Source organism: Pseudomonas sp. GW821-FHT07B01 (assembly GCF_059419065.1).
Window position 1 is genome coordinate 105320 of record NZ_JBWKRA010000009.1, and the last position, 26931, is coordinate 132250.

Sequence of the window (26931 nt, forward strand, 5' to 3'; positions counted from 1 at the left end):
CTCATAAGTTGTCCTCAGGGCCGCGCGGCGCCGGGTTACGGGTGATAAACATCGCATCACCGTAGCTGAAAAAACGGTACTCGTTAGCGATGGCGGCCTGGTAGGCAGCCATGGTTTCCGGGTAACCGGCAAATGCCGACACCAGCATCAACAGCGTGGATTCGGGCAAATGGAAGTTGGTGACCAGGCAATCGACCACATGAAAGGGTCGCCCTGGAAAAATGAAAATATCGGTGTCGCCACTGAACGGCTTGAGCACGCCATCACGCGCTGCACTCTCCAGCGAACGCACACTGGTGGTGCCCACGGCAACCACTCGACCGCCACGCGCCTTGCACGCCGCCACCGCATTCACCACGTCCTGGCTGACCTCCAGCCATTCGCTGTGCATATGGTGGTCTTCGATGTTATCCACACGCACCGGCTGAAACGTACCGGCCCCCACGTGCAGGGTTACATAGGCGGTGTCGACGCCCTTGGCGGCAATCGCATCCAGCAGTGGCTGGTCGAAATGCAGCCCGGCAGTCGGTGCGGCGACGGCGCCGAGGCGCTGTGAGTACACGGTCTGATAGCGCTCGCGGTCCGCGTCTTCGTCGGGGCGGTCTATATAAGGAGGCAACGGCATATGGCCGACGCGCTCCAACAGCGGCAACACTTCTTCGGCAAACTTGAGTTCGAACAAGGCATCGTGGCGCGCCACCATCTCGGCTTCGCCACCGCCCTCGATCAAGATGCTCGACCCCGGTTTGGGCGACTTGCTGGAGCGCACATGGGCCAGCACGCGATGGCTGTCCAGCACCCGCTCCACCAGAATTTCCAGCTTGCCGCCGGAAGCCTTCTGGCCAAACAGCCGCGCCGGAATCACCCGGGTATTGTTGAAAACCATCAGATCGCCTGGGCGCAAATGCTCAAGCAAATCAGTGAATTGACGGTGTGCGAGGGCACCGCTGGGCCCGTCCAGGGTCAGCAGTCGACTGGCGCGACGCTCGGCCAAAGGGTGGCGAGCGATCAGCGAATCAGGGAGCTCAAAAGTAAAGTCAGCAACGCGCATGATGGGGTTCGTCTAGCAGGGCCGGGAAGTCTAGCGGAAATAGTGAAAATAGACCATGAAACGTGATTGACCAACGGTAATCTCATCTCTATACTTCGCCGCCATTGAGCCCTGATGGCGGAATTGGTAGACGCGGCGGATTCAAAATCCGTTTTCGAAAGGAGTGGGAGTTCGAGTCTCCCTCGGGGCACCATCTTAAAGAAAGACCTTGAAATTCAAGGTCTTTTTTTTCGCCTGCAAAAAAGTGCCAGACGTGGCAGTGGAAGGAGCGGGACCATGGAGTTGACGCTTGAAGCGGTTGCGTTGTTCGCGTTGAAGCTGGTGCATGAGAGTGACCACGGCAGCCCATTGCTGCGCGATGATCCCGTGATGGAGGGCTATGATCGCGAGGTGTTTGGGTTGTTGGTGCGCCAGGGAAACCTGGCCGAGATCCAAGTGAAGCTCGATGAATGCCTGTATCTGGCACTCGACACCCTGGGTGGCGCCGATACCGTCATGGGTCGCGAGTTGCAGCGGCTCGCAACGGACGTGCGCGAAGCACAGACCCTGGAAACACTCGACGCCCCGCTCAACGCACTCAAGGATTACCTGAAAGCCATCCTGTGACGTGGACTTACTTGCGCCCTTCCACCGCCATCCGCACCGCCAAACCCATCAACACCGACCCCATCAGCCAGCGCTGCAGCACCTGCCAACCTGGCCGGGTGACAAAAAACACCGCGATGGAACCCGCCATGCAGGCAATCACCGCGTTGACGCTCACGCTGATAAGAATCTGCAGGGAGCCCAGCGCCAGGGATTGCACCAGCACACTGCCATGACCGTTCGGGTCGATGAACTGGGGCAGCAACGACAAATACATCACCGCCACTTTGGGATTGAGCAGGTTGGTGACCAGCCCCATGGTAACCAACTTGCGCGGGCTGTCCTTGGGCAAGTCACGCACCTGGAATGGCGAGCGCCCACCCGGCTTGACCGCCTGCCAGGCCAGGTACACCAGATACAACGCCCCGCCGAGCCGCAGCGCGTCGTAGGCAAACGGCACCGCCATCACCAACGCCGTAATACCCAGCGCCGCGCACACCATATACACCACAAACCCCAGCGCCACCCCGCCCAGGGAAATCAACCCGGCCGTGCGCCCCTGGCAGATGGAGCGGGAAATGAGATAGATCATGTTCGGCCCCGGTGTCAGTACCATGCCGAGTGAAATCAGGCCGTAGGCGAGCAAGCTGGATATATCAGGCATGGATTGGCTCCTGTTTTTTATGCTGCCGGCGTGAAACCCTTCGCCGACGCGGTCGTGTTGAGCGTCATGCTAGGGGCTTGAAGGCCCAGGCGTTAGATACAGATCCGCAAGCAAAACGTCATACACCGGCGGCACCACCTACCCAGGACAGGCACATGATCGACTTCAACAACAAAGGCTTTTTCAAGCTCAAGCAAAACGACGAATACGCCGAGCGCGTAGCGGCCCTGCTGCTGGACGGCGAAGAAGTGGTCGACGCGTACAAGGCCATGCGCGACGGCGTCGTGTTCACCACCAAACGCATCATCGCGGTGAACGTGCAGGGAATTACCGGCAGCAAGAAGGACTTCACCTCATTGCCGTACAAGAACATCGTGGCGTACTCGGTGGAAACGTCCGGCACGTTTGATCTTGATTCGGAGTTGGAGATTTACTTTTCGTCGTTGGGGAAGGTGAAGTTCGAATTCACTGGCAAGACCTCGATCGTGGAAATCTCCCGGCTGATTTCCAAGCACCTGCTGAGTTGATCCACAGGCACAAAAAAGACCTTGATGCTTCAAGGTCTTTTTTATTGCGGTTCAACTGATACACATTGCTCAAAATGTGGGAGCTGGCTTGCCTGCGATGCCCTTTAAGGAAAAATCACAGCCGCTGATTCACTTAAGACTCGGACACATTTTCATTCCCGCCACCTACTCAAACGCCTGCAATACCAAACCGCCCCACTGAACGCTGCTCCCAAAACCACAACCCCATTCCCAACCAACCAAAGCCCAAAATTCCTGCTCTGATCCGCATCCCCTTGATAAAACGGCCCAAAATACGCAGACACGACCACCACCAAGCCGTTAAACACTCCGAGCGCCACTACAACCACCCCGACGACAAACACCACGCCCTTAACCAATTTCATATGATTCCAAAACCAGATCTCCCTGGACTCGTGATAGTCCGAGAACGTCCCCTCAATCGAAAATCCCAGCTGGATACGCGGATAACTCAGCCAATCCGTCAACCGCCGTCCATTCCAAAGGTCAATGTGGTCACCGCTGCGATTGCCAAACGTCTCATTCCCTCGGTGCCAAAAATCTTTGAAAAAGATAACGCCTTGCTGCCCCGCCAACACTTCTTCGAAATCCTCAGGTTTTATCTTTTTTCGGCCGCTGCAAGCCGGGGATATTCGCGCCATTTAGAGCTCTGGCCATTTCCTCAGCCGCCAGCACATGGCCCTCACTCTTGGCATGCTGCCAACAATAGCGCACGCCTCTCAACTTGCTCAGGTCGGCGCCCGACCTGCGCAGTGCTACACCCAGGTTAATGGCGCATTGGTCAGCGAAATTTTTGGCGCCGTTGGTTCTACAAGGGGCGGCGTCTCCGAAAATTTCCGGGTGGTTTTTCCATAGGGAGTTGAAGGTCAGCATTAAGCGCTTCCATCGCGTATTTTTCACACGAACGTAGCAAACGCTTTGCCGATAATGGTGAGGTCAGGCGCACATCAGAACGGTCCTACTTGTGTGTAGGCTTTTGATGCAGGCTACCCCTCACACTGTGCTTTTTTGTAGGAGCGAGCTGCTCGCTCCTACAGAGGACAGAGGACGGTGATGCGTGCCAGCCTGGGCATCTCACTTGGGCTGGAATGTCTCCAGATACGCCAGGATACTTTCAATCTTCTCCTGGTCACTGATCCCCCAGAAGATCATCCGCGTGCCACTGACCACCGACTTCGGATTTTCGATGTAGGCCGCCAGTTTTTCCCGCGTCCACACCACGCCCGAGTTCTTCATCGCATCCGAATACTGATAGTCCTGAGTGGTACCGGCAGGCCGGCCAATGATGCCGTTCAGTTCCGGGCCAAAACCACCCCGCGCGCCCTCACCAATGCTGTGGCAGCCGCCGCAGGTCTTGGTGAAGAGTTTGCCGCCCGCCTCGGCGTCGCCCGCAGCGAACGCGGGTGCGGCGATAACGGTCAGGGCGAGGGTCAATAACACATACTTCATTCACGTCTCCCTATCGGCTGTTGCCGTGGATTATGCCTGTTCGACCGGCCTTTCTCCCAGCCGCTGCACCAGACGCACCAGATACCCGTCCGGGTCTTGCACGATGAACTGGCGCTGCCCGGCCTCCACGTCACCGGCTCGGTACCAGGCGTCCTCTACATCGCGGAACAAGGGCCAGCCGATCTGCGCCAAGCGTTGCAGGATGGGTGCTACGGCGGGCACATCGATTTGCAGGTTGATGCCGCGCCCGAATGGGGGCTGCAACGGTGCGGTAAGCCACTGGCCGGCCTCGGGGTCGTATTGTTCGAGCATGATTTGCGCGCCGTTAAGGTCTAGGTAGGCAAAGCCTTCTTCTGCGCGCTGATAGGCAATAGCGAAACCTAACTGTTCGATCCAGAACGCCAGGCTCGCGCCAAGGCGGGTGACGATCAGTTCAGGCACGAGTGGGTTACGGTTGAACATGGCATTCCTTGGATGGCAGGGTGGCGTTCACCTTAACGGATTGTCGTGCCCATGGCTCACAAGCAGCCAAATGACCACCCATCGTTTAAAAAACATCCAATCGAACCTATATACCCAACCCCTACTCCACCTTATTGAACCCCTGATGGTGGAGTAAGGATCATGGCTCAGCCATCGATTTTGGTATTGGAAGACGACGAGATCATTCGGGCGTTGATGGTGGATGTGCTGGAAGACTTTGGTGCCGTGGTGACATCGTTTGCATCGGCAGACGAAGGGATGATTTACCTGGAGCGCGGCGATGACCCGGTGGATTTGATTGTCAGTGATATTCAAATGCCCGGCTTGCTCAATGGTTATGACTTGAGCCGTGTCGTCGCCCACCGGTGGCCTGAAGTACAGGTAGTGCTGACCTCAGGTAATACGAAAATCGCCGCCGAGCTGGGCAGTTCCGTGCGGTTTCTGCCCAAGCCCTGGAGTACCGACCACTTGCTTGAGTGCGTGCAGACAGCATTGACGCACTAGGGCCAGTCCCGGGATTGATAGCAGCGCGATATCATTTCAACCGAACTTGAGGGCTAGTTCTGCGGTCATGTAAGGTGCAGGGAGCGACTTTTCTGATCCACTGGTCAGCCTTTTCGCTTCTGCGTTCAGCTGACGACAATGAGTTGTGTAGAATCGTCGCCCATTTTCACGCGTCATTCATGGCCGACAGGCCCACAGTTCGAGCTCATTGAATGCATTCACAGGCCCATGACGTTAGTGCGCCCTCCTTGTTGGAAACGTTGCGCACGGGCACGGGCCTGCTGCATGTGGCGTTGGAACAGCGCCTGCCGTTTTTTTCCGAGCGCCTGGATGCCCAGTGGTATCGGCGCTTGCTGCAGGCGTACTACGGCTTTTATCAGCCAATGGAAGCGGCGCTGTATGACAGCGGTTTGATTCCCGACGGATATGAGTCTGCGTTGCGTGTGAAAACGCCAACCCTGGTCCATGACCTGCACGCGCTCGGCCTGACTGAGCACGCCATCCATGCCCTGCCTCGCTGTACCCAGCTCCCCGTATTAGACTCACCGGCTGCGTGCCTCGGCGCCCTGTATGTGCTGGAAGGCGCAACCCTGGGCGGCCAAGTGCTGCGCCGGGAAATAGCCCTGCGCCTAGATGTGAACGCCGACAACGGCGGTGCCTTTCTCAATGTATACGGCGCCGAGACCGGACGGCGCTGGAAAGATTTCCTCGATTATCTGGGCCGCCAGCCACTGGATACAGATGCCGCCGTGCGCGCGGTGATGGCGGCCCGCTCGACATTCAGCGGCTTTGAGCAATGGCTCGACAGCCAGGAGGTATTGCTATGAAACCCGAAGATTTTGAAGAGCTGCTTGCCAACTGCGCCGACGAACCCATTCGTTTTCCGGGGGCCATCCAGCCCCACGGCGTGCTGCTGACTTTGTCGGAACCTGGCCTGAACATTATTCAGGTAAGTGCCAACGTCGGTACGTTGTTCGGCCACACCCCCGAGGCGCTGTTGGATAAACCGTTGCACAGATTGATTGGCGAGGAGTACGCCCGAGCCGTGCAAACCATGGCCGAGGACAGCGCATTCCTGGACTCGCCGCCCCTGCTGATAACCTTCAAGGGTGAGCAGTTCGAAGGCCTGTTGCATCGCCATCAGGGCGTGTTAGTGCTGGAATTCGAACCACGGCTCAAGGATTTCAAACCCCGAGCACACAATGGCCGCACCAGCGACCTGGGCAAGATGCTGCACCGCCTGCAATCGGCAAAGACCTTGGAGGCGCTCTACGCCATCACCGTCAACGAAATCCAGGCCATGACCGGTTATGACCGGGTGCTCATCTATCGCTTCGAAGAGGAAGGCCATGGCCAGGTGATCGCCGAGGCCTCGGCGCCGTCCATGGAATTGTTCAACGGGCTGTTCTTCCCCGCGTCCGACATCCCCGAGCAGGCTCGCGAGCTGTATCGCACCAACTGGCTACGGATCATCCCGAATGCGTCCTACGAACCGGTACCGCTGGTGCCCAAATTGCGCCCGGACACCGGGCAGCCTCTGGACCTGAGCTTCGCCACCCTGCGCAGCGTGTCGCCGATTCACTGCCAGTACATGCAGAACATGGGCGTGTTGTCGTCCATGAGTATTTCACTGATGAAGGGCGACAAACTCTGGGGCCTGATCAGTTGCGGCAACCGTGAGCCGCTGCTGGTGCCCAACGACCTGCGCATGGCCTGCCAGACCATCGGCCAGGTGCTGTCATTGCAGATCAGTGCCATGGAGGCCCTGGAGCTGACCCGCCAGCGCGACGAGAAAGTCGAAGCGCTGGCGCTGCTGGATCGGGCGATGAAAGCCTCTGCCAATAACGTATTCGACGGCCTGGCCCAGCAAGGCCGACTGCTGATGGACCTGACCCTCTCCGGCGGCGTGGCGATCATCGAAGACAAGCAATTACACCGCTACGGCAACTGCCCGGAACCGGCGCAGATACGCGCGTTGCACAAGTGGTTGCAGGGCGACGGCGCACCGGTATTTTCCAGCCATAACCTGGCCTCGGTTTATCCGCCGGCCGCCGAATACCAGAGCGTGGCCAGCGGCGTGCTCGCCATGAGCTTGCCCAAGCCTGTGGATAACGGCGTATTGTGGTTTCGCCCGGAAGTCAAAGAGAACATCCACTGGAGTGGCGACCCGCAGAAGCCGCTGAATCTGGAAACCTGCGACGCGGGCATGCGCCTTCGCCCACGCACCTCGTTTGAAATCTGGAAAGTGGAAATGGCTGGTATCTCCACCAAGTGGAGCCATGGCGACCTGTTTGCCGCCAACGATTTGCGCCGCTCGGCCCTGGAGAACGACCTGTCCCGCCAAGTACTGCGCGAGCAACAAGCGGTGCGTGCGCGGGACGAGCTGGTCGCGGTGGTTTCCCACGACCTGCGCAACCCCATGACCGTCATCTCCATGCTCTGCGGCATGATGCAAAAAGCCTTCAGCTCCGATGGCCCCCACACTTCACGGCGCATTTCTTCCGCCATTGACACCATGCAACAGGCTGCCGGGCGCATGAACGTGTTGCTGGAAGACTTGCTCGACACCTCGAAAATCGAAGCCGGGCGCTATGTGGTCAAGCCGGTGGCGCTGGACGTCAGCCAGATTTTTGAAGAGGCGTATTCGCTGCTGGCGCCCCTGGCCTCGGAAAAGGGCATCGACCTGTCGTTCAATGTCGAGCCTGGCCTGCAAATCAAGGCCGACCCGGAGCGCTTGTTCCAGGTGCTGTCGAACCTGATCGGCAATGCGATCAAGTTCACCCCTCGCCAAGGCAACATCGGCATCAGCGCCATGAGCAACGGCGAGGAGATTGTATTTTCGGTGCGCGACTCTGGTGAGGGCATTGCGCCGGACGATTTGCCCCATGTGTTCGATCGCTATTGGACCCAGACTGAAAACAACCCCACCGGCAGCGGGCTGGGGCTGTATATCACTCAAGGCATCGTTAAGGCGCATGGCGGCAGGATCGAAGCCGAGAGCAAGCAGGGTCAGGGCAGCGAGTTTCGATTTACCGTACCGAAGGTGACGATTGAGGCAAACAACTGAGCCATTTGCCGGCAGGGGCAACCATATTGCCCCTGCTGCCCCATAACCGAGAACGGAAAACCAAACATATACTCATACAACATTGCATTTCTTTAACAAAGTTTCAAAATAAAACAACCAAAATTCAACAATAAAACCAACTCACCCATCACAAACAGAAACATAGAACACCTCGCAAAAAACACCGAACCCCACTAACTTACGCCGAGCACTGTTACAGGGAAGAACATGCCATGTAAACCATGCCATTAATAGTGAGGCGTTACCGTGTTCAATTCTATCGGCTTTAATCCCGTCAATACTTACATTTCCCAATCCGCCCCCGACCAAGACACCCAAGCCAGCGAGAAGGTCAACTCACGCTCGAAACGAAGCCTCGATCAAATCGCTCCCGATAATTCGATTAATGACAATGGGGTCACCGCAGACAGAGGCGGCAGACGTAATGGTGGTGGCTTGGACAGTCTCGGCAAAGGCCATGTTCTTTGAGTAAATTTACTTAAGCGCAACTACTAAATAAGTAGCGCCCAGGGCGCTGCTTATTCATTAATAGCCACAACATATTACTGTCTGACGTTCGTTGACAAAATGCCGACATTTTCAGCGTTATACTGAGTGCTTGTCTTGTTAGTGAGCCGATCGCGTCATGCCTGAACTGCAGTCACTTCCCCCCGTACTTGCCGGCCCGTTGCTGCGCCGCCTGGAACCAAAGCGTGTGGTGCTATGGCTGGTGGCGAGCCGGGAACTTAAGCTGGTTATGAGGCTGCAGCACGCTCAGGGATCAACGCTGGATATTCACCTTCATGCACATTGTCAGATCGTTCCCGTCGGGCGCCATTCGTTTATCCACTTGATCGATGTGCCCCTGACTGACGCCCTGCCTCTGGATGTAAACATCCACTATGACCTGTTTATTGACGGCTGCGGAATAGCCCAGTGGGCACCCCATCTGCTGTACGCAGGCGCCACGCTGCCCGATTTCGTCGTGCATGGGCGCATCCACCAACTGGTCCACGGCTCCTGCCGCAAGCCTCACCATCGCGCTGATGACGGGTTGCTGTGCATTGATCGTCTGCTGGAGCAAGCTCCCACCGTGGCACAACGCCCCGCCTTGCTGATGATGAGCGGCGACCAGGTCTACGCCGACGACGTCGCGGGGCCCATGCTGCGGGCAATTCATGAATTAATCGCGCGCCTGGGCCTGTTCGACGAATACCTGGAAGGGGCCGTGGTTGACGACAGTGCCGCCCTCTACGGGCATCGCGCCAGCTATTACCATCGCGCCGACCTGCTCCCCGCGCTGGACAGTAACGAGACCTTGCGTGAGCGCTTTTTCGGCGGCGTGAAGAAACCGATCTTCACCAGCAGCACCGCCGACAATCACCTGGTGACCTTTGCCGAAGTGATCGCGATGTACCTGCTGGCCTGGTCGCCGACACCCTGGACGCTGATCACACCAGAACCGCCGCCGCTGAGCGCGCAAGAGCAACAACGCTACGCCCGCGAACAGGTTTATATCGATCAGTTCCGCAACGGCCTGCCTGGGGTGGCGCGGGTGTTCGCGCACCTGTCGACGCTGATGATGTTCGACGATCACGACATCACTGACGACTGGAACCTCAGCGCCCAGTGGGAAGAAACCGCCTACGGCCACCCCTTCTCCAAGCGCATCATCGGCAATGCCTTGCTGGCGTATCTGTTATGCCAAGGCTGGGGCAACCAGCCCCAGGTGTTTGACGAACTGCTGGGCCAAACCCAGGCACTGACCGGCCAGGTACAGGCCAATCATCTCGACGCGGCGGCGCAAGACGCGTTGCTGGAGGCCTTGCTGAAATTCCAGCAGTGGCACTACGTATTGCCCACCACCCCGGCGCTGGTGGTACTCGACACCCGCACCCGACGCTGGCGCAGCGAGTTCACCCTCAAGCAACCTTCCGGCCTGCTGGACTGGGAAGCCTTGAGCGAACTGCAACAAGCGCTGCTGGACCATCCATCCGCCATCATCGTCTCGCCCGCGCCGGTCTTTGGCGTCAAGCTGATCGAGACGGTGCAAAAGGTCTTCAGCTGGTGCGGTTTTCCCCTGCTGGTGGACGCCGAGAACTGGATGGCCCACCGCGGCGCCGCCCAAGTGATTTTGAATATCTTCCGCCACTCACGCACGCCGGGTAATTACGTGATCCTGTCCGGCGATGTGCACTACTCGTTCGTCTACCAAGTGCTGATCCGCCACCGCAACGGCGGCCCCAATATCTGGCAAATCACCAGCAGCGGCATCAAGAACGAGTTCCCGCCGCGCCTGCTGGAATGGTTCGACCGCCTCAACCGCTGGCTCTACTCCCCGCGCTCGCCCCTCAACTGGTTTACCCGCCGTCGCACCATGCAGGTGGTGCCCTATATTCCAGAGCATGCTGAAGCGGGTGAGCGGTTGTGGAACTCGGCGGGCATTGGCCAGGTGTTTTTCAATGAGCAGGGCCAACCGCAGGCCATTTACCAGCACAACGCGGATGGAAGACCTCGAACAAAGATGATGGCGCCAGAAAAATAGCGTTTCGCCACTCGTCAAAAGCAGCACACCTGCCCTATTCAAAGCGCGCAAGCGCCGATGTACAGTAGCGCCAGCCACGGAGTATCGGCGTCAACCATGACTGGCCTTGGGCGCCAGCCCCCGCAGGAAGCGTGCAGATGGACGATACATCCGGCAAAGAACCGCTACGCCATGAGGTTTCCGACCTTAACGTCGATCTGTTGCACGCCATCATGGAACTGGTCAGTGACGGCATCTGGGACTGGAACGCCAATACCGGCTTCGTCTACCGCAATCCCGGCTGGTACGAAATGCTTGGTTACTCCCACCACTCCCTGGAAAACAGCGTCTTCACCTGGGAGAACGTGATCCACCCCGAGGACTACCCTCGCGTGATGGCGGTGTTCGATGACTACATCAGCCAACGCGCCGCTCATTACCGGGCCGAATACCGTTGCCGAAAAGAAGACGGTACGTACCTCTGGATCGAGGACCGCGGCTACGTCATTGCCCGCAACCCCGACGGTTCCGTGGCGCGCATGGTCGGCGCACACCGCGATATCCATACGCGCAAATGCTCCATCGAACAGTTGCAAAAACGCAACCAGTCCCTGGAAGCGCTGGTCGCGGAGCGCACCCTTGAGTTGTCGCGCGTCAACCAGCAACTGCAATTGCAGCTGGACGAAAACCGCTCCCTGGCCGAGCGCGACGCCCTGACGCGCATCGCCAACCGGTACCGCCTGGAAAAAGTGCTGCTGGAGGAATGCGACCGCGCCGAGCGCTTCCGCCTGCCCCTGGCACTGGTGGCCATGGATGTCGATGACTTTAAGCCGATCAATGACCAATACGGCCACGGCGTCGGCGACCAGACCCTGATACGGGTAGTGGAACACCTGGAAGCCTGCGTACGTAAAAGCGACTTGCTGGCGCGCTGGGGCGGCGATGAGTTTATGGTGGTGCTGCCCAAAAGCAGCCTGGACGAGGCCAAAGAGTTGGCCGAAAGGATTCGCCATAAAATCAAGGAGGCGGCCCCCGTGGGCGCCTTGAACGTTACCCTGAGCCTGGGCGTGGTGGAGCGGCGCATGGGCGAGTCCCCGGCTGCGCTGATGGCGCGGGCCGATCAAGCCTTGTACCGATCCAAGGCGGCGGGCAAGGATGGGGTGTCGGAATAGGCCGCAGCTCCTTCCAAGGTGGAATGACCCGGCAACTTTATTTCGTTTGCGGCAAGGCCAGGCGCGCGGCTTAGATAGCGCTGCGCCCACCACTGCCGAGTCCCCGAGTCATGAGCCACGCTAGCATCAGCCAGTCGATTTCCATCGTTCACCCCATCAGCCTCAGTCACGGTAAAAACGCCGAAGTCTGGGACACGGCGGGCAAGCGTTACATCGACTTTGTCGGCGGTATCGGCGTACTCAACCTGGGCCATTGCCACCCGGCCGTGGTGGCGGCCATTTGCGGGCAAGCGACTCGGCTCACCCATTACGCGTTCAACGCCGCACCGCATACGCCCTACATCGAGTTGATGCAACGTCTCAGCGCCTTTATCCCGGTGGGCTACCCCGTCAGCGGCATGCTCACCAATAGCGGTGCCGAGGCGGCGGAAAACGCCCTGAAGATCGCCCGTGGTGCCACCGGGCGCACGGCGGTGATCGCCTTTGACGGCGCCTTCCACGGGCGCACTCTGGCGACCCTCAACCTCAACGGCAAGGTCGCGCCCTACAAGCAGAAGGTCGGTGTACTGCCCGGCCCTGTGTATCACCTGCCCTACCCCAGTACAGATAACGGCGTGACCTGCGCCGAAGCGCTGAAGGCTATGGAGCGTCTGTTCAGCGTGGAAATCGACGTAAACGACGTGGCGTGCTTCATCATCGAGCCGGTGCAGGGCGAAGGCGGTTTTCTCGCCCTGGACATTGAGTTCGCCCAGGTGCTGCGGCGCTTCTGCGACCAGCACAACATCCTGCTGATCATTGATGAAATCCAGTCGGGTTTTGGTCGCACCGGCCAGCGTTTCGCCTTCTCGCGCCTGAGCATCGAGCCGGACCTGCTGCTGCTCGGCAAAAGCATCGCCGGCGGCATACCGCTGGGGGCGGTGGTCGGGCGCAAGGCGCTGATGGATAACCTGCCCAAAGGCGGCCTGGGTGGCACCTACTCCGGTAACCCCATCGCCTGCGCGGCGGCATTGGCGACCCTTGAGGTGATGAGCGACAAAAACCTGCGCGCCTGGGGCGTCGCGCAGGAGGCCGCGATTGTGGGCCGCCATGAAGCCTGGCACGCACAACAACTGTCGCCCTACCTGGGCCGCCTCACCGGTGTCGGCGCCATGCGGGGCATTGAACTGGCCCATGCCGACGGCACACCCGCCCCCAAGCAACTGGCGCAACTGCTGGAGCTGGCGCGAGAGGCTGGCTTGCTGCTGATGCCCAGCGGCAAGTCGCGGCACATCGTGCGCTTGCTGGCCCCGCTGACCATTGAGCCGGAGGTGTTGGAGGAAGGCCTGGATATTCTCCAGGCGTGCCTCGAAGAACTGGACGAGTAAAATGTATCAACAGGTTTGACGCTGCTCCACTCAGTCGTTGAGCTTGTTCGTGAAGTCCGGGCGAGGTGGATGACCGTTGATAAGATTCCCGTTGTGGATATGTACGTATTTCTGTACGTTAATACCCACCCAACAAGGAGTTCCCATGGAAACTATCAACTACACCAACGCCCGAGCCCATCTGTCCGAAACGATGGACCGCGTCAACGATGATCACGTCCCACTTCTACTGACTCGACAAAAAGGCGAGCCCGTGGTGATGATCTCGTTATCAGAGTTCAATGCTCTGGAAGAGACGGCTTACCTGCTGCGCTCGCCTAAAAATGCCGAACGTCTCATTAACTCAGTCAACAGCTTACGAGCAGGCAAAGCCAAGCCAAGGCGGTTGATTGAAGAATGAAAATACTCTTTACCCCTGAAGGCTGGGACGACTACCTCTGGTTTCAACAGAACGACAAAGCCGGGCTCAAGCGCATCAATCTCTTGATCAAGGCCATACAAAGAGACCCGTTCGACGGCGTGGGGAAGCCTGAACCCCTCAAACATAACCTGAGTGGTTTCTGGTCTCGACGAATCACCGCGGAGCATCGTTTGGTTTATGGCATCGAGGATGATGAAGTACAAATATTGATGTGCCGCTACCACTACTGAAATTATTCTGACGCCCCAGCCACCTTGACCTGATCCCCCCTCCCGCTGAAAATGCCCGACGTTTTTTGTCTCCCCGCTTACTACGCAGTGAAATTTTAATGTCTGATTCCTATACCGAAAAATCCGCCGAAGAATCCGTAGTCGCCCTGCACGCCAAAGCCGAATACGAAAACGCCATCAATCTTTCACAGCATGTACCAGCCGCCAAGATCATCAGCGAGATGGTGCTGGACGCGTTTCATACCTCCAAGGAAAGCGACCAGATCCGCGAGCTGCGCGTTGCCATCCGCCAGGCCCACGATGCCTTCGATGATGACAAAGCCTATGAGCTGATGGGCCAGCTCAAGCAATTGAAAGACGCCGAAGCCGCAGACAACGCCGCCCTGGAACACCTGAGCAGCCAGTTCTCGATCAGCCGCATCCTGTCCAGCTTCAAGGACGATCCCGAGTTCCAGGAACTGGTCTATGGCCTGGCCCTCAAGGTACTTAACCAGTCGCACCAGGCCATCAGCAACCCGAGTGCCGGCAAGGGCAAGGCTGCACGCGCCAAGAAAGACACCGAAGTGTTTGTGATCAGCAAGGATGGCATCAGCGTCACCCTGCCGCTGCGCACGCCGCGCTCCAAGCTCAATGTGGACCGCGAAGCACTGGAGTTCCTGGGTTTCACCTTTGTGGGCGAAGGCAGCGAGGCGGAACTTGCGAGCGAAACCTTCATCGACAACAGCGGCGCCGAGCAACCAGTCACGCGCAAGAGCATCGTGACCGCGCTGCAACAGCAAAGCGCCTTTGACGGCTACGCCATCGCCGCCCAGTAAGTACTGACGCAACCAGGCGCGCGTGCAAGCCGCAGCGCCGGTTGCCGTCTACGCCTCTTTATTCCACAACACCGCCGAGCTCTTCATCATCCCCACGGCGATTGCGAACAGCAACAACACACAGCCTGCCAGCAGCCACGGTGACGGCAAGGTTGGCCGGGCCAGCAACATGAACGCCAACGAGGGTGCGATCATCACGCCGATGTTGACGCCCGCCGAGTAGTAGCCGAGGTTGCGGCCCACGCTGTCGCGGCTGGAAATGCTGCTGACGTAGTGGGTGATCGCGGGGAACACAATCATCTCGCCCAGGCTCCACAACACCGTAGCAAGCACCAACAGCGCGCCGACCTGACCAAAGCCCATCAAGAAGAAACCGCAGCCTGCCAGCAACAGGCCAATGATCAGCGAGCGACTGCTCGACAAGTGCGCCATGCGCAGGTTGATCGGCACTTCAAACACAATCACTAGCAACGCATTGATAAAGAAGATGATGCCCACGTAATAGGCCGGCAATTGGGTGTAGTTGATGATGTACGCCGACAGAAAAGTCGGCGGTAATGCGTAAGCCACGTGCACCGGCAGCGCCGCCAACAGGATCACCAGCAGTCGCGAACGCTCATGAACCGCCATCTCGGGCAAACCCTCGCCTTTGCCGGCGACAGGTACGCCTTGGGTGGCCTGCCGAGACCGACCAAACCGCAGGCAGGCGGCGAAGGCCAGCAGGGACAGCACGGCATTGATGTAGAAGACCGCGTCGGCATTGCTGAGGAAGATCAAGCTGCCCAGTAGCGGCCCGATGGCCATACCGATGTTGATCGCCAATCGGTTGCAGGAAAACGCCACTTTGCGTGACTCAAGATTACTGTTAGCCACTGTCTCGGAGAACGCGGCCGGTGTGAAGGCTTCGTAACAGGCCCCCCAGAGAAACGACAACAGGAACAGCGCGAGCAGGTTATCCACCGAGGGAATGACCAGCAGCAACACCGCGTTGAACAACAACGAACCGAGAATGACCCGGTTGGCCGAAAACCGCTTGATCACGGCGCCGATGATCAGGTCGGTACACAGGGCGCCCGCGCCATACACACCGACCAACAGGCCTGCCGTGCCTGCCGATATCGCGTGTTGATGAATCAGGTACGCCGCGTAAAAAGGAAACGCCAGGGTGCCCGTGCGAAACACCAGCGTGATCATGAACAAAGCTTGCAACCGCGCATTAAGGCCGCGCAAGGCGTGAAAAGTACCCATCAGCGCAGCACGCTGGCACAGGTGTGGAGCAAAGCTACAGAGCGGCTCATCCGGATGTCCTTTCGCAATGGCGACGCCGGTGTGTCCGGCGCCAAACTCCATAGCTGGGCAACCTAATGCAGCACAGTGCGGCGAACAAGCTACCCATTTGGATAGGTAGGCGGTGATTGCGGCCTCAGGCCGGGTGGCGGATATAGCCCAATTGCAGGGCCTTGCCGATTGCTGATTTGCCGTTGCTGACCTGCAATTTGCCGAAGATATTCTTCATATGAAACTTGACCGTATGGGAGGTCATCGACGTCAGGAGTGCCACTTCGTTGTAGGTCTTGCCAAGGCTGACCCAAGACAATACTTCGGTTTCCCTTGGGGTCAGCACCGTCTGTTGTTCGACAGGCGCCGCGTGATCTTCCAGGGCCTCGTCGTACATCGAGACCAACAGCATCTGCAGTTCACTTTGATGGGCCAGCACGGTCTCGCGAAATTGCCGATGTTCGCCGAAGCTGCACAGATTGAGCACCGAGTAGAAGCCGCGATTGCCATGCACGATAAAACTGGCGCCCTCGCCAACGGGTTTGTAGGGGCCCGGCACCGGCACCGCCTCATCGGCCACGGCCAGCAGGTGTTCATCACTCCAGAAAAATGGTTTGATCCGCGTACGGGTCAATGAAACCAGCTCGCCACGCCGGTAGAAATCGTCGGCCGTGTCGGAAGGCTCCATGGCCTCGGGGTAATTGGACACAATCTGCGCTTGGTCCAGCGTCGGCCCACACTGGTAGACCTCGAAGTGTCCCAGGCCACGGCGGCTCAGCTCGGTATCGAGCAAGCGGCGCATATCCTCGGGCAGCATGGGCGATTTTTTATCGGGTTGGCCATTAGGTCGCACGGGTGTCTTCCTTGATCATTCAACCCGGTCGAGCATGCAGCATGCCTGGCTTACCTGTCCAGGCAACGGATGCAAACCCAGGGGCTAGACCTGCGCCGCGAACGCCTCGCGAAAGCGCTCCATCTCCTGCTCATTACCCACCGTCACCCGCACCCACTGCGGCCAGTCCTTCCACACCCGCCCGACCAGTACATTCTGCGCAGCCAACCGCTCGATCACCTGCTCTGCCGGACGCTTCACGTCGATCATGAAGCAATTGCTGTGGGAAACGGTGCAGGTAAAGCCCCGGCCCTTTAGCCAAGCGATCGTCTCATCGCGCAACCTGGCATTGAGCGCTCTGCGTTGACCCACCAGTTGCGCGTCTTCCAGGCTCGCACGGGCGGCCAGCAAGCTGGCGCCGGCCGGGACGTTGTCGCCGCCGAACACGGCCAACCGCTCCAGCAGCGCCGGGTGGCCGATCGCCAGGCCCAGGCGCGCACCGGCCATGCCGTAGATCTTCGAGAAGGTACGCAGTACCAGCAGGTCGTGGTGTTCCTTGACCCAACCTACGCAACTGGGGGCGTCGCAGAAGTCGATATAAGCCTCGTCCACCACCAGCACGCTGCCCTTGGGTTTATTCACCAGAGCGTGGCGGATAGCCTCGGTCGAGGTGAGCGTACCGGTCGGGTTGTTGGGGTTGCACAGGTACAGCATGCCGGCCTGTGGGTCCGCGGCGAGCATGGCGTGCACATCGTGGGCATGCTGGGCGTCAAGGTTAACTTCATGCACCGGCGCCTTGATCGATTCGGCCGCCTGGTGCGGTACTTCGTAGGACGGCGTGGCCATCACCAGGCCGCGGGTCTGGCTGGCGAACGCCAGCACCGCGTAACGCAGGGCAGCCATCGAGCCGGCAAATACCCCGATGTTTTCTTCGGCGATGCCCTGTTGCTCGGCAAACAGCGCGGCCAATGCATACATGTCCGGGTAAGGGTAACGCCCGGAGGCTGCAATCGCGCGCTGCATCGCCTGGCGAGCCGCGTCTGAAGGGCCGTAGGGGCTTTCGTTGTAATTGAGTAGTACCTTGTCAGATTTCGTCGGCGCCGGGCTGGCAAGCGCCCAATTGAGCTGCCCCAACACAGGCAGGGCCGCGCCCAGGGCGAGAAGGGATCGACGACTGACACGCACCATGGTGACTACTCCTTGTAGAGGCGCGAGGGATTCGCGCTGGCCGTTCAGAAGAGTATGACGAGAAAGCCGTTGCCTGATTTACCACCGAGGCGTATCCCTGCACTCAGTACTTTATTGTTGTAGCGGGCGCATGCAACACTTTCACTGCCGCGAATCGTCAAGAACGGGTTCTGCCGGCATGGACTGATGACTAAATGGAAGTGGTGAGCACTTGATACACAGACGGGAAAAAACCGAGCACTTGAAGAGCAACATCAAGTACTTGATCAAGAGTCGTGGCGAAACCCAGCTTTCGTTAAGCAGTGCCGCCGGCCTGACCAGGACCACCATCTATAACATCCTGGAAGGCAAGGTCGTTAACGTACAGCAGTCGACGATACGCAAGATCTCTGACTTCTTTGGCGTCTCCTACGAAGAAATCGAGACGATCAGTTTTGAAGCCAAGGAAGTCATCGAGAGCAATGTTTCCCCACTGGGTAACAAGAACCCGGCGGCAGTGCCTGTGCTCAAGGAAAGCCTGCTCATGCAAAGCCTGGGCAAGCGCATCGGTGAGCTGGCCACGCTTCATCCGCTGACCTACTACTTTGGCAGCGCCTGCAACCTGATCGGCGTGCGCCTGGAGCACGGGATTCCCGGCCTCAATGAACCGGGGGACTTGCTGATCGTGCAGAAAGGCTCGTCGAGCGACGATAAAGAAAAACTGGTGTACGACCGCGCCACCAAGAAGCTGTTCATCACCCTCGAACCCTGCGGGAACTCAGAGCGTTTGTGTGTCATCGGCGACATCCTTGAGGAGCGCTTCAATGACAACGTCTGAGGGCGCCGTGGAAAACAGCAAATACAAGTTGCTGGGCTTTGAAAACGACAAGCGCCTGGCGGTGATCATGGTGATCGCCACGGGCAAGGTCCTCAAGATCAAGCTGAGTGAAGTGCTCAGCAGTGAAATGATGGACAACTTCAACAAGATGGAAATCAAGAACCTGTACAAGAAGTTCTACTCCCAAGGCGGAACGCTGACCGCCTACGATATAAACGACCGCAATGAAAACTCCTGGATGATCTACATCATCCTGAACTTGCTGCTGTTCACCTTTTATATCTTCACCAGCATTGCCGCGACCAAACCGATTTACCTGGAGTCGTTGGGCATCATCGTCACGCCGGGCACGTTCCTGTACCCGCTGACCTTCTTGATCGTGGACTTGCTCAACGAGAATTTTGGCTTGCGCCTGGCCAGGCGAGCCATTCTGTTTGCGTTTGCCAGCAACGCGATGATCATCATCCTGCTGTATGGCTCCACGTTCCTGCCAGGGCTACCGGGCTGGAAGCTGGATGGGCCTTATACCGACGTGATCCTGCAAGTGTCGTCGGTGCTGGTGGCCTCTTCGGTGTCGTTCCTGGTGTCGGAGAATATAAATTCCTACTTGCTGTGCAAGATCAAGGAGCTGACCAACTCCAGGTATCTATACCTGCGGATATTCCTCAGTACGTTCTTTGCGGTGATTATCGACAGCTTCCTGTTCTGCTTTATCGCCTTCTACGGGGCGATGCAGACCAGCGACATCCTCAGCATGATCTATGTACAGATCGCGATCAAAGTCGGCTTTGCGTTCTTCAACATCCTGCCGGCCTACGGGGCACGTTCATTGTTCAAGCGCTATCAATAATCCTGTAGGCGCGAGCTTGCTCGCGAAGAACCCGAGCGCGCCGCGTTGAACCAGATGCGCTGCGTTATCGTTGACGTTCTTCGCGAGCAAGCTCGCTCCTGCAAGGGTTATTTCAGCTGCAACTTGTGCTTGAGGCTCTGCATGACAGGTGTCTTGTTCTGCAGGTAGTCATTCAAGCCCCGAGCGCGCAGGTTGCACGCGTCACACTCGCCACAGCCGGTACCGATGATGCCGTTGTAGCAAGTCAGCGTCTGCTCGCGCACCAGCTCCAGTTGCCCGTGGTAATCGGCCAGGGCCCAGGTCTCGGCCTTGTTCAGCCACATCAACGGCGTGTCCAGGCGCACGTCGTATTCCATGCCCAGCTTGAGGGCCTGGTTGAGTGCTTTGACAAACTCATCCCGGCAATCGGGGTAGCCTGAGAAGTCGGTTTCGCACACACCGGTGATGACGGTCTCGGCCTTCACTTGATAGGCGTAGATCGCAGCCAGGGTCAGGAACAGGATGTTGCGCCCCGGCACAAAGGTACTCGGCAGGCTTTCACCCGAGCTGTTCACGGTCGGTACCGGGATGTTGTCGCGCGTCAGGCTGCTGATCGCCAGCTCATTGAGCAGGGACACATCCATCACTTTGTGCACAGTGGCCCCCAACTGCTTGGCCAGCTTCTGGGCCACTTCGATTTCTGCCACATGGCGCTGGCCGTAATCAAAGGTAATGCAGTGCACTTCATCATACAGCGGCAGGGCCTGGATCAGACAGGTGGTCGAATCCTGCCCGCCACTGAAGACCATTACGGCTTTTTTACTCATTGCATTGCTTCCTGCATTTGTAGAATTGGGATGTAGGAGTGCGCTCGCTCGCGAAAAACGTCAACGATAACGCAGCGTATCCGGTTTAGCGCAGCGCTCAATAAAAAACCCCGCGCGACTTTCGAAGGCGGGGCTTTTTTACTGCAAGACCACTCAGTGGGCGTAGGTCAGCAACAGCTCTTTCGGCACTTGGAAATCCAGGGACATCATCACGCTGAGCGCGGTGATGGTGAAAATCGAGAACACGAACAGCTTGCGCGCCCAGACGGTGTCATCCACCGCCTTGTAGCCGGTCCAGGCCATGTACAACCAGTACATGCCCATCGCGGCGGCGACGGCGAGGTAGCTCATGCCGGCGTAGCCACTGAAGGTCAACATCAAGGTCGCCACGAGGAAGGCCAGGATGTAGAGCAGGATGTGTTTCTTGGCCACCTGGATGCCACGCTTGACCGGCAATACCGGAATCGACGCAGCCAGGTAGTCATTGAAGCGGAAAATCGCGATGGCGTAGGAATGCGGCATCTGCCACAGGCTGAACATCACCAGCAGCGTCAGCGCGGCCATGTCGAAGCTATTGGTCACAGCTACATAACCAATCACCGGCGGCATTGCCCCCGACAGACTGCCCACCAGCGTGCCGTGAACCGACTTGCGCTTGAGGTACAGGCTGTAGAGGCCGACGTAGATGACAAAACCGATCACGGCAAACAGCGCCGCCAACGGGTTGGCCACCTTGTACAACAGGGCCACACCGGCAACACCCAGGACGGTCGCATAGATCAGTGCCAGCTTCAGGGAGATGAGGCCCTGGACCAGCACGCGATTCTTGGTGCGCTCCATCTTGATGTCGATGTCACGGTCGATGCAGTTGTTGAATACGCAACCGGAAGCAACCACCAGGGACGTACCGATCATTGCAGCCAGGAAGATGGCCAGATCGACATGTCCCTTGGAGGCCAGGAAGAAACCGCCCGCCACAGAAAGCACGTTACCGAAAATGATCCCCGGTTTGGTGATTTGGATAAAGTGCTTAAGCGACATCGGGTCTTACCTCACTTCGCCATCATGTAGGTGTGGATGCTGAACATGATCCACAGCGACAGACCAACCAGCAGAACGATCACCAGGCCTGCGAACACAAACGCGATCACGTTCTCGCGCTGCTCTTTGGAGCGGTCCAGGTGCAGGAAGTACACCAGGTGAACCAGAACCTGAATCACCGCGAACGCCAGGACGATCATCAAGGTGATCGACTTCGGCAAGGTTGGGTACATCACCAGGCCGAACGGGATCAGGGTCAGGATGACCGACAGGATGAAGCCGATGGCGTAAGACTTTACGCTGCCGTGGCTTGAATCGTGGCTGTCATGGGAGTGTGCATTAGCCATTACAGAGTCCCCATCAAGTAAACGACGGTGAATACGCAGATCCAGACCACGTCCAGGAAGTGCCAGAACAGGCTCAGGCAGCTCAGGCGGGTCTTGTTGGTGTTGGTCAGGCCGTGCTTATTGACCTGATACATCATCACTGCCATCCACAGCAGGCCAGCGGATACGTGCAGACCGTGGGTGCCGACCAGCGTGAAGAACGCCGACAGGAAACCGGAACGGTGCGGGCCGTAGCCTTCGGAGATCAGCAGGTGGAACTCGTTGATCTCCATGCCGATGAAGCCCAGGCCGAACAGGAAGGTCAGGCCCAGCCAGCTCAGTACGCCCTTCTTGTTGCCCTTGTAGAAGGCCAACATGGCGAAGCCGTAGGTGATCGAACTGAACAACAGCAAGGCGGTTTCGCCGAGCACGTAAGGCAGTTCGAAGATGTCGTGGCCCGACGGGCCACCCGCTACGTTGTTTACCAGCACCGCGTACACCGCGAAGATCGACGCAAACAAGATGCAGTCGGTCATCAGGTAGAGCCAGAAACCGTAGACGGTTATCGGCCCCGAGTCGTGGTGGTGCTCATCGTGCCCATGGTCATCGACATGGGCGTGTCCAGCATTGGTCACTAAGTTCGACATGGTTTAAGCCTGTTCCAACGAGGTTTCTACACGGTTGGCCGGGATCTTCTTCTCGGCTACCAGGCGAGCGTGTTGCTCGGCTTCGATGCGTTCGATCGTTTCGACCGGCACCATGTAGCCTTGATCATCACGGGCAGCGTGAATGATGAAGTAACCGATAGTGCCCACCAGGCTCGCGATTGCCAGCCACCAGATGTGCCAGATCATCGCGAAACCGAACACGGTCAACAGCGCACCCATCACCACGCCAGTGGCGGTATTGTTTGGCATGTGGATCGGTTCGTAGTGCTTGGGCTTCTGGTACGCAGTACCGTCTTCCTTGGCTTCGGTGAACGCATCAATGGTGTTCGCAGTAGGGATCACGGCGAAGTTGTAGAACGGTGGTGGCGACGAGGTCGACCATTCCAGGGTGTGGCCGTTCCATGGGTCGCCGGACTCGCACATGTTCTGCTTGCGATCACGCACGCTGACGTACAGCTGGATCAGCTGGCAGGCGATACCCACAGCGATCATCACCGCACCGAACATGGCAACGTACAGGTACGGTACCCACTCAGGGTTGGTGGTGGCGTTCAGACGACGGGTCATGCCCATGAAGCCCAGTGCATAGAGCGGCATGAACGCGACGAAGAAGCCCGAGATCCAGAACCAGAACGCAGCCTTGCCCCAACCTTCGTGCAGCTTGAAGCCGAACGCTTTCGGGAAGTAGAAGCTGAAACCAGCGATGTAGCCGAATACCGCACCACCGATGATCACGTTGTGGAAGTGAGCGATCACGAACAGGCTGTTGTGCAGCACGAAGTCAGCACCCGGGATGGCCAGCAGTACGCCGGTCATGCCGCCGATGGCGAAGGTCACCATGAAGCCCAGGGTCCACAGAACCTGGCTGGTCATGCGCAGACGACCGTGGTAGATGGTGAACAGCCAGTTAAATAGCTTCACCCCCGTCGGGATGGAAATCAGCATCGTCGCCAGGCCGAAGAAGGCGTTGACGCTGGCCCCCGAACCCATGGTGAAGAAGTGGTGCAGCCATACCATGAAGCCCAGTACGGAGATTGCGCCCGAGGCGTAGACCATCGAGTGGTGACCGAACAGGCGCTTGCCGGTAAAGGTCGAGATCACTTCAGAGAAGATACCGAACGCCGGCAGGATCAGGATGTACACCTCAGGGTGACCCCATGCCCAGAACAGGTTCACGTACATCATTGGATTGCCACCAAGTTCATTGGTGAAAATGTGGAAATCCAGGTAACGGTCAAGCGACAGCAGCGCCATGGTAGCGGCCAGGATCGGGAACGAAGCCACGATCAGCACGTTTGCCCAGGTGCAGGTCCAGGTGAAGATCGGCATGTCCATCAGTTTCATGCCAGGGGCGCGCATTTTCAGGACGGTGGCCAGGAAGTTGACCCCCGTCAATGTCGTCCCGAGCCCTGATAACTGTAGCGCCCAGATGTAGTAGTCCACACCCACGCCCGGACTGTATTGCAGCCCCGACAATGGCGGATACGCAACCCAACCGGTCTTGGCGAATTCGCCGACGCCCAGGGAAACGTTGATCAGCACCACGCCGGACACCAGCAGCCAGAAGCTCAGGGAGTTCAGGAACGGGTAGGCAACGTCACGCGCACCAATCTGCAGCGGCAAGGCAAGGTTCATCAAGCCGGTGAAGAATGGCATCGCCATGAAGATGATCATGATCACACCGTGGGCGGTGAAGATCTGGTCATAGTGTTCAGGTGGCAGGTAGCCAGGCGAACCCTCGGTGGCCATGGCCAACTGGGTACGCATCATGATGGCGTCGGCAAAACCACGCAGCAGCATGACCATGGCAACGATGACGTACATGACGCCGATTTTCTTGTGGTCGACCGAGGTCAACCACTCGGTCCACAGGTAGGACCACTTCTTGAAATAGGTGATACCCGCAACCAGCGCCAAACCACCCAGCGCGATCATGGCGATAGTCACCATTACGATCGGCTCGTGGAATGGGACCGCGTCCCAACTTAATTTACCAAACATCGTTTACTCCTCTGCCCCAGCAGTTGAATGCGCGCCCGTATCAGAACCTTCAACCACGGCCACTTCTTTCTTCTCGTGCTTGACCGGCTTGCCTGGCTTCATACCTTCGTACTTGTCGACGATTTTCTGAAACAGGTCCGGCTCATACGCGGAGTACAAGGCGACAGGGTTGTTCTGGCTCGGTTTGGTCAGAGCGTCGTATTCAGCTTGATCAAGCTGTTTAGGTGCGGCCTTGACTGCAGCTACCCAGGCGTCGAAATCTTCCTGGCTTGTCGAGATCGCTTTGAATTTCATGCCGGTGAAGCCAGCGCCGCTGTAGTTGGCGGAGATGCCTTCCATTTCAGCTTTCTGGTTGGCGATCAGGTGCAGGCGGGTCTGCATGCCTGCCATCGCGTAGATCTGGCCACCCAGTGCAGGGATGAAGAACGAGTTCATCACGGCGTCGGAGGTGATCCGGAAATTAAGCGGGGTGTGCTCCGGGAAGCGGATCTCGTTGACAGTGGCGATACCCAGGTCCGGGTAGATGAACAGCCACTTCCAATCCAGCGCGACCACCTGGATGTTCACAGGCTTGACGTCGGACTCCAGCGGACGATACGGGTCCAGCGCGTGGGTCGACTTATAGGTGACGTAACCCAGGGCGATGATGATGAGGATCGGAACCAACCACACCGCGATCTCGATCTTGGTGGAGTGCGACCACTTCGGCGCATAGGTGGCGCTGGTGTTGGACGCGCGGTATTTCCAGGCGAAGGCGAAGGTCATCACGATCACAGGCACCACAACCAGCAGCATCAGCAGGGTAGCGGTGATGATCAGGTTTCGTTCATCCAGACCGACCTGTCCTTTTGGGTCGAGCAAGGTCCACTTGCAGCCTCCCAGCATTAACATCATGCCAAGCAGCGGCAAAAAGCCTAGTAATCGGGGGTACCTGTTTTTACTCATCTCACGACCTCTAAAGCAGCTTGCGCAATGCAGTTGGGTTTTGATCGCCAACACTTCACCCTGCCAAGGGTTGGCATTTCTCTTCGATTGAATAAGAGCCTGCCCGACACGTCATGACTGTACGTTTCACGGACCTGCAGTGAGTTCTTATTCGATTTCGTGGCTAAAGGCCTTGTTACAGACCAATTCCATTTGGTGCGGATAGTTGAAAGGCTGCCGGAACCTGGGGTCGCATTGAGCCTTCCATCTGCTCCTCGACCGCTCCAATGCTCAAATATTGAACAGCACCGGACATTCAGTGCGGGCGATTGTAGTTAGCTAGCGATGTATAAACCATGTCTTATAGAGAAATAATTTTTATCGATTCCAGCAACAATCCTTCACCAAAGTTGCAAAGATTCGCGATCTTATCGCGTTCAATTCTCAACAAAAACCACAAAAATTGCCGTGTTATTGGGCACAGTGCCACTTCCCTTACGGCCTGTAAGGGCATGCCAAGGGTATCCAAGTGCCCATAAAACAAGGCATTCATAGATGCTTCAGGGATTGGGGCCGCACACGAATCGGGCCGCCGTGGGAACCACGAACTGACAGCACAATTTGTACGTGGGGTGCAAATCCAAGGGCCGATTTGGCGGGTCAGAAACGTCCTGCGACAACGTTCATGTGACAACATGTCGCACGCTGCGCGCACCTTCCGTTGCCCCTCGTCACGGTGCTTTCACAAATCCCTACAAACAAAAACGCTCCGCCTTCATTCAGAAGCAACGGAGCGTTCGGCAGGCGCGGCGGTTCAGGCTTTGGGATGACGGTTGCGATAGATGCACAGGGGCACCAGGATCGCCGTCAGCACGAATGCAACCAGCGCCCATTGGGCCAGGGACAGGCCGAAGACCGGTGGGTAGGGGGTGCTGCAAAAGCCGTCGACCTGGAAGCCCAGGGGAAACACCTTGGCCAGAGGCAGGTCGTCAACGATCGGCTGCAACACATCGATGCCGCAACTGACCTGGGGAAAGAACTGGGTGTACACATGGTGGCCGGCCGCAGCCACGCCACCCAAGGCGCTGAGCACCACCAACCCTTCGAAGAACGTCAGCGCGCCCTTGGTGCGCATGGCCGCGCCGATGAACGCGAAGAGCGCAATCAGCAGCAAGGCGTAGCGTTGCAGAATGCACAGCGGGCACGGTGCTTCGCCCAGTACCACTTGCATGTACAGCGCCCCGCCAATCAGCGCCAGGCAGATGATGCCCAGCAACACCAGAAAGCGCCGCTCCCTGCCTAAACGCATGTCGTCAATCATCC

At 58.0% G+C, this 26931-nt stretch carries 30 protein-coding genes and 1 tRNA gene; 15 read left to right on the top strand and 16 right to left on the bottom strand.

The genetic code is table 11. From position 1 onward, the window contains the following. Nucleotide 1 precedes the first annotated feature (1 nt). Nucleotides 2-1051, bottom strand: coding sequence for a tRNA preQ1(34) S-adenosylmethionine ribosyltransferase-isomerase QueA (gene queA / locus AC07S6_RS12405; protein ID WP_058410986.1), 1050 nt, complete (start codon nt 1049-1051; stop codon nt 2-4). A 108-nt stretch (nt 1052-1159) separates the two neighbouring features. Between queA and AC07S6_RS12410 the strand changes: the two genes are divergently transcribed. Both AC07S6_RS12410 and AC07S6_RS12415 read left to right on the top strand, forming a co-directional pair. Next, nucleotides 1160-1244: transfer RNA gene (locus AC07S6_RS12410), tRNA-Leu, on the top strand. Nucleotides 1245-1327: 83 nt separating this feature from the next. Further along, a complete protein-coding gene (locus tag AC07S6_RS12415) occupies nt 1328-1657 on the top strand; it encodes a hypothetical protein (RefSeq protein WP_495112397.1) in 330 nt (109 codons plus the stop codon). A gap of 7 nt (nt 1658-1664) precedes the next feature. On the opposite strand, the gene AC07S6_RS12420 is transcribed toward AC07S6_RS12415, so the two are convergent. Further along, nucleotides 1665-2300: a LysE family translocator gene (locus AC07S6_RS12420; protein ID WP_038451453.1), complete on the bottom strand. Its 636-nt coding sequence runs from the start codon at nt 2298-2300 to the stop codon at nt 1665-1667. Nucleotides 2301-2455: 155 nt separating this feature from the next. Here AC07S6_RS12420 and AC07S6_RS12425 point away from each other — a divergent pair, with 155 nt between their 5' ends. Beyond that, the gene (locus tag AC07S6_RS12425; protein ID WP_019817496.1) at nt 2456-2827 is read left to right on the top strand and encodes a PH domain-containing protein; all 372 of its coding nucleotides are present in this window, start codon (nt 2456-2458) and stop codon (nt 2825-2827) included. Between the two features lie 152 nt (nt 2828-2979). On the opposite strand, the gene AC07S6_RS12430 is transcribed toward AC07S6_RS12425, so the two are convergent. The 4 genes from AC07S6_RS12430 to AC07S6_RS12445 all read right to left on the bottom strand — a co-directional run bounded on the left by AC07S6_RS12430 (nt 2980) and on the right by AC07S6_RS12445 (nt 4759). Then, nucleotides 2980-3489: a T6SS effector amidase Tae4 family protein gene (locus tag AC07S6_RS12430; RefSeq protein ID WP_495112398.1), complete on the bottom strand. Its 510-nt coding sequence runs from the start codon at nt 3487-3489 to the stop codon at nt 2980-2982. Continuing rightward, nucleotides 3440-3721 carry a T6SS effector amidase Tae4 family protein gene (locus AC07S6_RS12435; protein ID WP_495112399.1) on the bottom strand — a complete coding sequence of 94 codons (282 nt, stop codon included), beginning with the start codon at nt 3719-3721 and terminating at the stop codon, nt 3440-3442. The genes AC07S6_RS12430 and AC07S6_RS12435 overlap by 50 nt, the downstream gene beginning before the upstream one ends. Before the next feature lie 201 nt (nt 3722-3922). After that, nucleotides 3923-4297: a c-type cytochrome gene (locus tag AC07S6_RS12440; protein WP_495112400.1), complete on the bottom strand. Its 375-nt coding sequence runs from the start codon at nt 4295-4297 to the stop codon at nt 3923-3925. Between the two features lie 30 nt (nt 4298-4327). After that, nucleotides 4328-4759: a bleomycin resistance protein gene (locus AC07S6_RS12445; RefSeq protein ID WP_072435022.1), complete on the bottom strand. Its 432-nt coding sequence runs from the start codon at nt 4757-4759 to the stop codon at nt 4328-4330. A gap of 162 nt (nt 4760-4921) precedes the next feature. Between AC07S6_RS12445 and AC07S6_RS12450 the strand changes: the two genes are divergently transcribed. The 10 genes from AC07S6_RS12450 (at nt 4922) to AC07S6_RS12495 (ending at nt 14877) form a co-directional block, all read left to right on the top strand. Next, a complete protein-coding gene (locus AC07S6_RS12450) occupies nt 4922-5284 on the top strand; it encodes a response regulator (protein WP_003194033.1) in 363 nt (120 codons plus the stop codon). Nucleotides 5285-5496: 212 nt separating this feature from the next. Then, nucleotides 5497-6111 carry a biliverdin-producing heme oxygenase gene (locus AC07S6_RS12455; RefSeq protein WP_495112401.1) on the top strand — a complete coding sequence of 205 codons (615 nt, stop codon included), beginning with the start codon at nt 5497-5499 and terminating at the stop codon, nt 6109-6111. Continuing rightward, nucleotides 6108-8351 (top strand): ATP-binding protein, encoded by a 2244-nt coding sequence (locus tag AC07S6_RS12460; RefSeq protein ID WP_197882160.1) that lies wholly within the window; start codon nt 6108-6110, stop codon nt 8349-8351. The genes AC07S6_RS12455 and AC07S6_RS12460 overlap by 4 nt, the downstream gene beginning before the upstream one ends. 267 nt (nt 8352-8618) lie before the next feature. Further along, the gene (locus AC07S6_RS12465; RefSeq protein ID WP_127881017.1) at nt 8619-8840 is read left to right on the top strand and encodes a hypothetical protein; all 222 of its coding nucleotides are present in this window, start codon (nt 8619-8621) and stop codon (nt 8838-8840) included. Nucleotides 8841-8997: 157 nt separating this feature from the next. Next, nucleotides 8998-10896: an alkaline phosphatase D family protein gene (locus tag AC07S6_RS12470; RefSeq protein ID WP_495112402.1), complete on the top strand. Its 1899-nt coding sequence runs from the start codon at nt 8998-9000 to the stop codon at nt 10894-10896. A 137-nt stretch (nt 10897-11033) separates the two neighbouring features. Further along, on the top strand, nt 11034-12047 hold the full coding sequence (locus AC07S6_RS12475) for a sensor domain-containing diguanylate cyclase (protein WP_197882164.1): 1014 nt from the start codon (nt 11034-11036) through the stop codon (nt 12045-12047). A gap of 110 nt (nt 12048-12157) precedes the next feature. After that, nucleotides 12158-13411, top strand: a complete 1254-nt coding sequence (locus AC07S6_RS12480; protein ID WP_495112403.1) for a 2-aminoadipate transaminase — start codon at nt 12158-12160, stop codon at nt 13409-13411. Nucleotides 13412-13556: 145 nt separating this feature from the next. Beyond that, nucleotides 13557-13811: a type II toxin-antitoxin system Phd/YefM family antitoxin gene (locus AC07S6_RS12485; protein WP_003194039.1), complete on the top strand. Its 255-nt coding sequence runs from the start codon at nt 13557-13559 to the stop codon at nt 13809-13811. Beyond that, nucleotides 13808-14062 (top strand): Txe/YoeB family addiction module toxin, encoded by a 255-nt coding sequence (locus tag AC07S6_RS12490; RefSeq protein ID WP_135309690.1) that lies wholly within the window; start codon nt 13808-13810, stop codon nt 14060-14062. The genes AC07S6_RS12485 and AC07S6_RS12490 overlap by 4 nt, the downstream gene beginning before the upstream one ends. Nucleotides 14063-14160: 98 nt before the next feature. Next, entirely contained in the window at nt 14161-14877 is a 717-nt protein-coding gene (locus AC07S6_RS12495) for a hypothetical protein (RefSeq protein ID WP_020302011.1), read from the top strand. Nucleotides 14878-14925: 48 nt separating this feature from the next. On the opposite strand, the gene AC07S6_RS12500 is transcribed toward AC07S6_RS12495, so the two are convergent. The 3 genes from AC07S6_RS12500 to ptaA form a co-directional block, all read right to left on the bottom strand. Continuing rightward, on the bottom strand, nt 14926-16125 hold the full coding sequence (locus tag AC07S6_RS12500) for an MFS transporter (protein ID WP_172415503.1): 1200 nt from the start codon (nt 16123-16125) through the stop codon (nt 14926-14928). A 175-nt stretch (nt 16126-16300) separates the two neighbouring features. Further along, nucleotides 16301-17008, bottom strand: a complete 708-nt coding sequence (locus tag AC07S6_RS12505) for a helix-turn-helix transcriptional regulator (RefSeq protein WP_054896959.1) — start codon at nt 17006-17008, stop codon at nt 16301-16303. 84 nt (nt 17009-17092) lie between these two features. Next, the gene (ptaA, locus tag AC07S6_RS12510) at nt 17093-18175 is read right to left on the bottom strand and encodes a pyoverdine biosynthesis transaminase PtaA (protein WP_495112404.1); all 1083 of its coding nucleotides are present in this window, start codon (nt 18173-18175) and stop codon (nt 17093-17095) included. A 211-nt stretch (nt 18176-18386) separates the two neighbouring features. On the opposite strand from ptaA, the gene AC07S6_RS12515 reads away from it, so the two are divergent. Together AC07S6_RS12515 and AC07S6_RS12520 are read left to right on the top strand one after the other, a co-directional pair. After that, a complete protein-coding gene (locus AC07S6_RS12515) occupies nt 18387-18992 on the top strand; it encodes a helix-turn-helix transcriptional regulator (protein ID WP_080757657.1) in 606 nt (201 codons plus the stop codon). Continuing rightward, the gene (locus tag AC07S6_RS12520; RefSeq protein WP_014719862.1) at nt 18979-19842 is read left to right on the top strand and encodes a queuosine precursor transporter; all 864 of its coding nucleotides are present in this window, start codon (nt 18979-18981) and stop codon (nt 19840-19842) included. Before AC07S6_RS12515 ends, AC07S6_RS12520 begins: the two co-directional genes overlap by 14 nt. 107 nt (nt 19843-19949) lie before the next feature. On the opposite strand, the gene queC is transcribed toward AC07S6_RS12520, so the two are convergent. The 7 genes from queC to AC07S6_RS12555 form a co-directional block, all read right to left on the bottom strand. Continuing rightward, on the bottom strand, nt 19950-20648 hold the full coding sequence (gene queC, locus AC07S6_RS12525) for a 7-cyano-7-deazaguanine synthase QueC (RefSeq protein WP_044268318.1): 699 nt from the start codon (nt 20646-20648) through the stop codon (nt 19950-19952). 153 nt (nt 20649-20801) lie between these two features. After that, nucleotides 20802-21689, bottom strand: a complete 888-nt coding sequence (gene cyoE, locus AC07S6_RS12530; protein ID WP_003194050.1) for a heme o synthase — start codon at nt 21687-21689, stop codon at nt 20802-20804. Between the two features lie 11 nt (nt 21690-21700). Further along, nucleotides 21701-22036 carry a cytochrome o ubiquinol oxidase subunit IV gene (gene cyoD, locus AC07S6_RS12535; protein ID WP_003194051.1) on the bottom strand — a complete coding sequence of 112 codons (336 nt, stop codon included), beginning with the start codon at nt 22034-22036 and terminating at the stop codon, nt 21701-21703. After that, nucleotides 22036-22662 carry a cytochrome o ubiquinol oxidase subunit III gene (locus AC07S6_RS12540; RefSeq protein ID WP_495112405.1) on the bottom strand — a complete coding sequence of 209 codons (627 nt, stop codon included), beginning with the start codon at nt 22660-22662 and terminating at the stop codon, nt 22036-22038. Before AC07S6_RS12540 ends, cyoD begins: the two co-directional genes overlap by 1 nt. 3 nt (nt 22663-22665) lie before the next feature. Further along, the gene (gene cyoB / locus AC07S6_RS12545) at nt 22666-24684 is read right to left on the bottom strand and encodes a cytochrome o ubiquinol oxidase subunit I (RefSeq protein ID WP_003194053.1); all 2019 of its coding nucleotides are present in this window, start codon (nt 24682-24684) and stop codon (nt 22666-22668) included. 3 nt (nt 24685-24687) lie between these two features. Further along, nucleotides 24688-25629 (bottom strand): ubiquinol oxidase subunit II, encoded by a 942-nt coding sequence (gene cyoA / locus AC07S6_RS12550; protein ID WP_054896962.1) that lies wholly within the window; start codon nt 25627-25629, stop codon nt 24688-24690. A 793-nt stretch (nt 25630-26422) separates the two neighbouring features. Beyond that, the gene (locus AC07S6_RS12555; RefSeq protein ID WP_495112406.1) at nt 26423-26929 is read right to left on the bottom strand and encodes a disulfide bond formation protein B; all 507 of its coding nucleotides are present in this window, start codon (nt 26927-26929) and stop codon (nt 26423-26425) included. Nucleotides 26930-26931 lie beyond the last annotated feature (2 nt).